This window comes from Nocardiopsis sp. TNDT3 (assembly GCF_003427465.1).
GTDB lineage: Bacteria > Actinomycetota > Actinomycetes > Streptosporangiales > Streptosporangiaceae > Nocardiopsis > Nocardiopsis dassonvillei.
Genome location: NZ_QPFC01000627.1, coordinates 1 through 9,078, shown reverse-complemented (window position 1 = coordinate 9,078; position 9,078 = coordinate 1). Strand labels below are relative to the sequence as shown.

Here is a 9,078-nt window from a genome sequence, read left to right as displayed (position 1 = left end):
CCCCCGAGCGGGGAGGCGGGCCGCCGTCGTGTGACACGGGGGCGGGCCCCGCGGCGGGGCCCGCCCCCCGGGCCGCCCGGCAACGCAGAAACGGGCGGCCCACCAAAACCACAGGGGGCCGCCCGCGACGCGTGGTACTCCTACACGCTGACTCCCAGGAACCAGGTCACCACGGTGTACATCGCGGCCAGGATCAGGAACAGCGCGATGAGGTTGAGCCACACGCCGCCGCGCATCATCTGGCCGATCCGCACGTGGCCGGAGCCGAAGACGATCGCGTTGGGCGGTGTGGCCACCGGGAGCATGAAGGCCATGGTCGCGGCCAGGGCCACCGGGATCACCAGGGACAGGATGTCGATCTGCATGCCCACCGCGACGCCGCCGAGGATGGGCAGGAAGGTGGCCGCGGTGGCGGTGTTGCTGGTGAGTTCGGTCAGGAAGAGGACCAGCCCGGCCGCGACCAGGATCAGCACCCAGGTGGGCACGCCCTCCAGGACGGCGACCTGGCCGCCGATCCAGGTGCTCAGGCCGGACGCGGTGAACTGCCCCGAGATGGCCAGACCGCCGCCGAACAGGAGCAGGACGCCCCACGGCAGCTGCACGGCGGTCTCCCAGTCCAGCAGGCGGGTCCCGCGCTCGACCGGGATCAGGAACAGCAGGACCGCCACGGTCATCGCGATCCCGGCGTCGCTGACGCTGGACAGCCACGGGAGGAAGTTGTCGGCCAGGACCGGGACGAAGATCCAGGAGAGCGCCGCGAAGGCGAAGACCGCGAGCACGAGCTTCTCGCCGCGCGCCATCGGGCCCATCTCGGCGAGCTCGGAGCGGATGAGGGCCTGGGCGCCCTCCACCTTCTTGACCTGTGGCGGGAAGATCTTGATCAGCACGAACCAGGCGATGAGCAGGAAGACGGCGGCCAGCGGCAGGCCGACCAGCATCCACTCGCCGAAGCCGATGTGGATGTCGTGGGCGTCGGCGAGGTAGCCGACCATCAGCACGTTGGGCGGCGTGCCGATGATGGTGGCCACCGAGCCGATGGAGGACGAGTAGGCGATGCCGAGCATGAGCGCGGTGGCGAAGTTCGCGTCGGTCCTGCCGTCGCGGAACTGGGTGATCAGCGTGATCACCGACAGGCCCACGGGGAGCATCATCACGGCGGTGGCGGTGTTGGACACCCACATCGTGATGAACCCGGTGGCGATCATGAAGCCGCCGACCAGCCCCGCGGTGTTGGAGCCCACCTTGGAGACGATGACCAGGGCGATCCGCTTGTGCAGGTTCCACTTCTGCATCGCCAGGGCGAGCATGAAGCCGCCCATGAACAGGAAGATGGTGTCCGACCCGTAGGAGGAGGCGACGTCCCCGACGGGAGTGCCCTCCAGCAGGAGGGGGAAGAGCACCAGCGGCAGCAGGGAGGCGACCGGGATCGGGATCGCCTCGGTGGCCCACCAGATGGCGATGAAGGCGGTCACCGCGGCCACCGCGCGGCCGTTGGCCGACAGGACCGTCTCGCCGTCCTCGCCGTCGACGACGGGCATCGGCATGTCCGGCATGAGGAAGTAGACCAGGAGCCCGACCAGCGGGCCCGCGATCAGGCCGATCACGCGCGAGGGCGGGGTGCCCCTGGCGACTCTGCCGTCCTGCGTGGGGGATGCGGTGTCGGGCGCGTCGACACCCTTCTCGGACGCCATGGAATCCTCCTGTTGTGGGTCACCGGGAAGTGACACTGGGCTTACCGTCGGGTTTCTCCCCGATTACCCCGAATTGATACAGCGATGGTGTGGGTCTCTTTCTCGCGTGTTCAAGGTCTCAAGGAAGATTTGAGATTCCTCTGACATTTCGGAACCTTGGGTCGTCGCCTTGGCACGAAAGGTGACCACGCGCAAGGTGTGACCTGGGGGTCTGAACCGCCGTCCTCCCTCGCCTAAGCTGCGGGTATGCATGGACCGAACCGGCGCACCGCCCTGAGGGGAGCCGCCGGCGTGTTCATCACGGCCGCGCTGGGCGGCTGCTCGTGGCGCGAACCCTCCACCGCTCCGGCGTCGCTCGTCGTGGCCACGGGCCCGGCCGGGGCCGTCTACCGGGAGATCGGCTCGGAGATCGCGGGGCTGCTGGACGCCCGGTTCCCCGACATCCGGGTGGAGGCCGTCGAGACCGGCGCCTCGCACGACAACCTGCTGCTCATCGAGTCGGGCGAGGCCCACCTGGGTCTGACCAGCCTCGACGCGGTCCTGGCCGACGAGGAGGCCGACACCGGCCCCTTCCGCGCGATCGGGCGCCTCTACGACAGCTTCCTGCACCTCATGGTCCTGGACGCCTCCCCCGTGCGCTCCCTGTCCGACCTGGAGGGCCGCCGCGTCTCGGTGGGGGCGGTCAACTCCGGCACCGAGTTCACCGTCGCGCAGGCCGCCGAGGAGACCGGACTGGCCATGGAGACGGTGCGCCTGGACCAGGCGGCCTCCGCCGACGCCCTGGCCCGTGGGGAGATCGACGCGATGTTCTCCCTGACCGGACTGCCCACGCCCGCGGTCGCCGACCTGGCCCGTGAGCACGTGACGCGCCTGGTCGACCTCGGGGACGTCGCCTCCGCCATGGCCGAGGCCCACCCCGAGAGGTACTTCCCGGCCACCATCCCGGCGACCACCTACGAGGGCGTGCCCGCCTGCCCCACCCTGTCCATCCCCAACCTGCTGCTGTGCGCCGCCGACCTGCCGGACGACCTGGCCTACTCCGTCACCGACACCGTCTACACCGGCGCCGCGCGGATCGCCGACTCCCGTCCCGAGGCGGCGCAGATCAACGTGCGCACCGGCATCTCGACCGGCGTGGTCCCCCTCCACCCCGGCGCCGCCCGCTGGTACCGGGACAACAAGCCCTCCTGAGGCCCTCCCCGACGAGGGCTCAGTCCGCCGACGGCAGCGTGATGGTCACGCCGAACCCGGGCCGCTCGCCGGGCAGGCCCTCGCCCAGCGCCAGTTCCCCTCCGGCCTCGCGGACCAGGTCGGAGACGATCGCCAGCCCCATGCCGGTCCCCTCGGTGTTCTGATGACGGGGAGAGCGCCAGAAGCGGTCCAGGGCCGCGCCGCGCTCCTCCTCCGGGAGCCCCTCCCCGTCGTCGAGCACGCTGATCCGCGCGGGGTCGCCCGCCGAACCCCGCACCTGCACCCGTGTCCCCCCGGACAGGCGCAGGGCGTTGCTCACCAGTTCGTCGAGGATGCTGCCCAGGCCCCCGGCCGGGGCGCAGACCCGCAGCCCGGCGGGGACGTGCACGGTCACGGTGATCCCCCGGGCCTGGCCCAGGGCGCGCCAGCGCTCCACCCGGGTCTCCAGCAGCTCGGGGACGTCCACGGCCTCGGTGCCGGTGACGCTCTCCAGGCGCGTCGCGGCCAGCAGGGAGTTGAGCATCCGGTGCATGAACGTGGTCTCGTCCACGGCCACGGCGTGCGCCTCCCTGGCCTCCTCCGAGCCGAGGTAGGGCGCGAGGTTCTCCACCGCCAGGCGCAGGCTCGCCAGGGGGTTGCGCAGCTGGTGGGAGGCGTCGGAGACGAAGGAGCGCTGACGCTCCAGGGCCCTGCGCACCACGTCGACCATCGTGTTGAAGGACTCGGTGAGGCGGCGCAGCTCCGGAGGTCCCTGCTCGGCGTCCACCCGCACGTCCAGGTCCCCCGAGGCGACGGCGGTGGTCGCGGCGTCGAGTCGGCCGATGGGGCGCAGGACCCAGCGCGACAGCGGCAGCGAGGCCGCCACCAGGAGCGCCAGGGGCACCAGGCTGAGCAGGGCGAGCCATCCCCACGAGCCGAGGATGTCGGCGCCGAGCCGGTCGGTGGGGGCGGCGACGATGACCGCCCCCGTCACCTCGCTGTCGCGGCCGATGGGCTCGGCGACCACGAGGGGGTCGGACTCCCAGGGCCAGACCGTGGTCGGAGGGGCCGGGCGCTCCCCGGCCAGGGCGATGGTGAGGGCCTCCGGCGCGGCCAGTTCCGCGAGCACGTCGCGCTGGTGAGCCGTGCTGCCGGACCCGGCGATGATCTCTCCGTCGGGGGCCACCACGACCACCGGGATGCCGTAGAGCGCCTCGTAACGGGCCATCTCCTGGAGGAGCGCCTCCGTGCGGTCGGCCTCCAGCGCGGTGCGGGCCAGGGCGGCGAAGCGGCCCGCGTCCCCGAGGCGGTCGACGTAGACCTGCTGGGTCAGCTGCTGGGCGATGACCGTCCCCAGGGGGATGACCGCCGAGGCGACCAGGACGAACGCGGCGGGGAGCAGGATGGTGAGCAGTCTGCGGAGCACGGGCTCAGGACCGGTCGAGGAGGTAGCCGACACCGCGCACGGTGCGGATCTGCACGGCCCGGCCGAGCTTGGCGCGCAGCGAGCCGATGTGGGTGTCCAGGGTCCGGGAGGAGGTCTCCCAGGCCGTGCCCCACACCTGGTCGAGGATCTGGTCGCGGGCGACCACCGACGGGGAGCGGGAGGCCAGGAGTGCGAGCAGGTCGAACTCCTTGCGGGTCAGCTGGAGTTCGGCGCCGCCGACGCTGGCCGCGCGGGAGCCGGGGTCCACGGTGAGCTCGCCGATCCTGACCGCGGGCTCCTCCTCCGCGGCCTCGGCCCGCGCGGCGCGGGTGCGGCGCAGGACCGCGTCGATGCGGGCGAGGAGTTCGGCGACGCCGAAGGGCTTGACCACGTAGTCGTCGGCTCCGGCCCGCAGGCCGCGCACACGGTCGCGCTCCTCGCTGCGGGCCGTGACGGCGATGATCGCGGTCTGCGGGCGGTCGCGGAGCTTGCGGAGCAGGTCGATGCCGTCGGCGTCGGGGAGGCCGAGGTCGAGGAGGACGACGTCGGCGGGCGGGGCGCTCAGGGCCCGTTCGGCGGTGGCGACCCTCTGGACGTCGAAGGACGCCGCCCGCAGGGCGGTCACCAGTCCGCGGGCGACCCGGTCGTCGTCCTCGACCACGAGAATGCGCATGTCCAGCATGTTAGGCAGTGTTCGCCCCGGTCACGGCACACCGCCGGGGCGCTCCCCGGCACCGGACGCTGCTCCCGGCCCCCGCGGGACGGGTCCGCCGCCCGTCGGCGGCGCGGCACGGAGTTCCGTGCGGGCGGGCCCGGCCGCCATTTCCACGGACATAAGCGGTCATAACGCCAGAGACGGAATTGCGTCCGCACCGGGGCACCCGCTTCCCCCGAAGCACACGGGGCGACCGCGGAGCGGTCCGCCCCGGGCACAACATCCTGACCCCGAGCCGCAACGGAAACGAAAAGGGATCGGAGTCACGAGCCGCCGACACCCGCCCTTTTCCCGCACGCGCTTTTCGGCGGGCCGGAGAGGGGGTAATCGCCTCTTCGCCACGCGGCCTCTCTCCGGCCGATCTTCTCACGCCCTTCCCGGTAGGCGTCCGCTCCCGCCCTCCGGGCGGAGCCGGGCCCGCAAAGCCCGCGGGCACGGGCTTTGCGCGCGCTGGTCCGGGAAGGGCCCGCGGCGGCGGCGCCCCGGCGGGCACAGCACGGTCCCGGCGCCCGCGAAACCGAAGTGGAACCGCTTCCCGGCATATCATTCGCGTCTTTTTCCGGGCCATCCGGAGAACGGCCGCGCCCGGACAACATGAACACCACTCCAGTGGGCATGTACAAGTCGGCGCCTGTGACCAACCGAATACATAACTGAACCGGAGTCGGACCCGATCGCACTTTCAGAACTGCTCGGGAAACAGGAGCGACCAATGGTGGAACTGGGAGAATCGAGGCCGCCGCGTGCGTAGCGACAACCAGCGGGGACAGAGCGGACGGGAGTGCCCGTGAGAGGGCTGGGACACGAACCCGGTCGGTGGCGGAAGTCGAGCTACAGCGGTGGCGGCAACGGCGACTGCGTCGAGGCCGTCCTGGGCGCGCCGCGGACGGTCGGCCTGCGCGACTCCACGCACCCCGACCGCGCGGCGCTCGCCCTGCCCGCGCACCAGTGGGCCGCGCTGCTCCGGCTCGCCGGGCGCCGCTGAACGCCGCGGTCGGCCCGGGGAGCGCGGCCCCGGACCGCGACCGGTCACATCTGGGCGAGGTAGATGTCGGCGTCCCCCCGCACGGTCCTGCGGAGGCTGAGCGTGGCGGGGTGGTCCGACCCCATCACCTCGCGGTAGCCGTCCTCCACGGCGACGAACTCGGCCTCGACGTCCTCGCCCTGGGCCCTGCGGTCCACGAGCAGGTTGCGGCGGGCCAGCAGGGCCAGCGGATGCGGGGCCCCCAGCGCCTCCTCGCAGCCGCGCAGCGCCTCCTCGTCCCGTTCCCGGGCACCGGCCACGTCGCCCATGAGGAAGTGGTCGTTGGCCAGGTTCACCAGGCAGGCCAGGGTGCTGGGGTGGTGGGCGCCGAGCCGGTCCAGGAACAGCTCCAGGGAGCGCTCGTCCAGCTGGCGGGCCTCGGCCGCCCTGCCCAGGCGGCGCAGGATGATCGCCCGGTTGACGTCCGCCGCGCCCACGTAGGGGTGGCGTTCGCCCAGGAGCTTGACGTAGCGCTCCCCCGTGGTCTGGGCCAGCTCCAGCGCCTCGTCGTGCTGGTTGACCGCGCTCAGGGACATGGAGTGCACCAGAGCGGCGTACATGGTCTCGTTGTCGTCCACGCCGTGCTTGACCCGGAAGCGCTGCCAGGCGCGCTCCGACAGGGCGAGCGCCTCCCGATGGTGGCCGACGCGCCGGCGCATGACGGCCAGCGTCCGCTGGTTGCGCAGGACGCGGTTGTCGTCCTCCCCGATCAGGCCGATGGCCCGCTCGACCTGGTGGGCCTGGATCTCCTCGGCCTCCCGGTAGCGGCCCTTCTCCATCAGGGCCTCGGCGTAGCCGTTGTTGGTGCCCAGGGTGCGCGGGTGGTCCGGGCCGAAGACGGCCTCCAGACGGGCCAGCGTGTCGCGGTACTGGTCGGCGGCCGACTCCGGGTCGCCGCTGAGCAGGAGGTTGAAGGCGCGGAAGTGGGCGGTGACCAGGGTGTGCGGGTCGTCCTCGCCGAAGAGGCGCACCCGGCGGTGGTAGGCGTCGGCCGCGGCCGTCAGCGAGTCGCGGAACCGGCCCAGGAAGCGCAGGGTGCGGATGTACTCGATCTCCGCCTCCAGGGTCTCGGAGTCCCCGGGGTTCTGCGTCTCGCGCAGGGTGCCCAGGGTGGCCTCGCACAGCGCGAGGGCCTGCTCCAGGTACCCCTGCCCGCGCATCGCCGTGGAGATCTGGATCGCCATGCCCAGGGTGGAGGGGTGGTTCTCGCCCAGTTGCAGGCGCCACCACTCGTGGGCGGTCTCGCCCAGGCGGCGGGCCTCGTCGAACTCCTGGCGCAGCACGGCGACCCGGCACATCTGCACCACCAGGTTGCGCGCCCAGGGGTCGGTGCAGTTCCACAGTTCGGAGGCCCACACGTGCGGCAGCAGCTCGGTGTAGCGCTCGGAGGCGTCCACGGCCACCACTTGGAGGTCGTTGCGGCCCAGCAGCTGGTGGGCGCAGTGGCGCATCTCCTCGCGCTCCTCGTCGCTCATCGGCGCCTGGACGGCGCGCTGCACCAGCCGGTGCAGGGAGACCGTGTTGCGCTGGTGGTCGATGTGGGCGAGGCTGTTGCGCCCGATGTCGCGGATCGCCATGCCGAGCCTGGCCGGGTCCTCCAGGGCGCCGCGCAGCTCCGCGGGACCCTCGATGCCCCGGGCGAAGTTGAACAGCGTCCGGGGGATGGGCGCCGTCGACATGAAGGAGCAGAGCTGGAGCAGCTGGAGCGCCGCCGGGTTGGTGGTGGCCAGCCGGTCCAGGGACACGTTCCAGGCGGCGGCGACGGCCACCGGGTAGGCGCTGTCCACCGGGCGCAGGAGGTCGAGCATCTCCTGGCTCTTCTCGGCGAACTGGCGCAGGTACTCCTCGGTGGCCATCCCGCTCTCGTGCAGCCACACGGCGGCCTGGTTGAGGGCCAGCGGCAGGTCGCCCAGCTCGTGCGCCAGCTGGTCGGCCTCCTCGGTGGTCAGCGACGCGGGTCCGCGCCGTTTCAGCAGCTCGATGCTCTCCGCCCGGTCGAACTCGCGGACGGAGAGGTAGGCGTCGCCGCCCCGCACCGTCCAGCTGGAGTCCCGAGAAGTGATGATCACGTGGCCCTCGCCCCCGACAGGAAGATACTGATCCAGTTCGGACCGGGCCTGCGCGTTGTCGAAGACGAGGAGCCAGCGCGGATAGTCCACGCCCTGGCGCAGTGCCTCCAGGACGTTCTCCAGGACGTGTCCGCTGCCCGCGCCCGCGCTGTCCAGCCTGAGCCTGGACGCGAGGACGGAGAAGCTCTCCCTCAGCTGGTTGCTGTGGGCCGCGGGGATCCAGCAGATGAGGTCGTAGTCGGACGCGTACCGGTACAGGTACTCCTTGGCGAGCTCGGTCTTGCCGACCCCCGACATCCCGTTGAGGGCGGTGATGACCTGGCGCCGCCCCTTCAGGAGCTGTCCCCTCAGCGCGGAGAGGAGTTCCTCCCGGCCGGTGAAGGCGCTGTTGCGGCGCGGAACCTGGACCCAGACCGCGTTGAGCGGTCGGCCACTCATGGACGATCGGGACGTACGACCGCTGGACTGGCCGCCAGATTCTTGCATCATATCCTCATTTGACAGTTTTGTGGCCATATGAGTTTCTTTCCCCGACCGTTCAGAAAAGGGTGCTCTGTTCCGCGCCTTCCAGCCGTTGTTCCCGCCCACACGCGCAGATCCGGAAACCTTCGGTAATACTAGACCAGCGGGCGACGGCGTACCCGCCTCATGCGTTTCTTCCGCACCGCGGGTCGCACCCGTCCCGGAGATATCGGCGTATTCCCTGATGGGCGCGGCATAACGTCGGGTGAGGGCCGCGCTCTCCACCGCCGGGAGCATGGAATTCGCCCAGTGGTGGGACAGCCGCGTCCTTTTCGGGAAGTCGTCGTTCCCGCCCCGCAGCATCAGGCGCAGGGCGTCGAACCAGGGGTCCACCCGGCGCAGGCGCTCCGCCGCCAGGCCCAGCACCCGGCGGATGTCGGAGACCCGGCCGCCCAGCGACAGCAGGGCCCTCCGGACCCCCGGGCGGAAGTCCCACCCGACCGGCCCGTCCTCCTCCCCCC

General features: G+C 71.7%; 7 protein-coding genes. 3 read left to right on the top strand and 4 right to left on the bottom strand.

The window, feature by feature from the left end:
• Nucleotides 1-140: 140 nt before the first annotated feature.
• Entirely contained in the window at nucleotides 141-1,691 is a 1,551-nt protein-coding gene (locus DQW06_RS15980; protein WP_013155506.1) for a DASS family sodium-coupled anion symporter, read from the bottom strand.
• A gap of 246 nt (nucleotides 1,692-1,937) precedes the next feature.
• Here DQW06_RS15980 and DQW06_RS15975 point away from each other — a divergent pair, with 246 nt between their 5' ends.
• A complete protein-coding gene (locus DQW06_RS15975) occupies nucleotides 1,938-2,882 on the top strand; it encodes a TAXI family TRAP transporter solute-binding subunit (RefSeq protein ID WP_049800327.1) in 945 nt (314 codons plus the stop codon).
• 19 nt (nucleotides 2,883-2,901) lie between these two features.
• Here DQW06_RS15975 and DQW06_RS15970 read toward each other — a convergent pair whose 3' ends face one another.
• Nucleotides 2,902-4,287, bottom strand: a complete 1,386-nt coding sequence (locus DQW06_RS15970) for a HAMP domain-containing sensor histidine kinase (protein ID WP_071622975.1) — start codon at nucleotides 4,285-4,287, stop codon at nucleotides 2,902-2,904.
• 4 nt (nucleotides 4,288-4,291) lie between these two features.
• Nucleotides 4,292-4,969: a response regulator transcription factor gene (locus tag DQW06_RS15965; RefSeq protein WP_013155509.1), complete on the bottom strand. Its 678-nt coding sequence runs from the start codon at nucleotides 4,967-4,969 to the stop codon at nucleotides 4,292-4,294.
• Nucleotides 4,970-5,789: 820 nt separating this feature from the next.
• Here DQW06_RS15965 and DQW06_RS15960 point away from each other — a divergent pair.
• The gene (locus DQW06_RS15960; RefSeq protein ID WP_019607629.1) at nucleotides 5,790-5,987 is read left to right on the top strand and encodes a DUF397 domain-containing protein; all 198 of its coding nucleotides are present in this window, start codon (nucleotides 5,790-5,792) and stop codon (nucleotides 5,985-5,987) included.
• Nucleotides 5,988-6,031: 44 nt separating this feature from the next.
• Here the strand turns inward: DQW06_RS15960 and fxsT are convergent, their stop codons facing one another.
• A complete protein-coding gene (gene fxsT / locus DQW06_RS15955) occupies nucleotides 6,032-8,533 on the bottom strand; it encodes an FxSxx-COOH system tetratricopeptide repeat protein (RefSeq protein WP_232833043.1) in 2,502 nt (833 codons plus the stop codon).
• Between the two features lie 319 nt (nucleotides 8,534-8,852).
• Between fxsT and DQW06_RS29575 the strand changes: the two genes are divergently transcribed.
• The coding region (locus DQW06_RS29575) for a hypothetical protein (protein ID WP_232833042.1) at nucleotides 8,853-9,078 on the top strand (226 nt) is incomplete at its 3' end.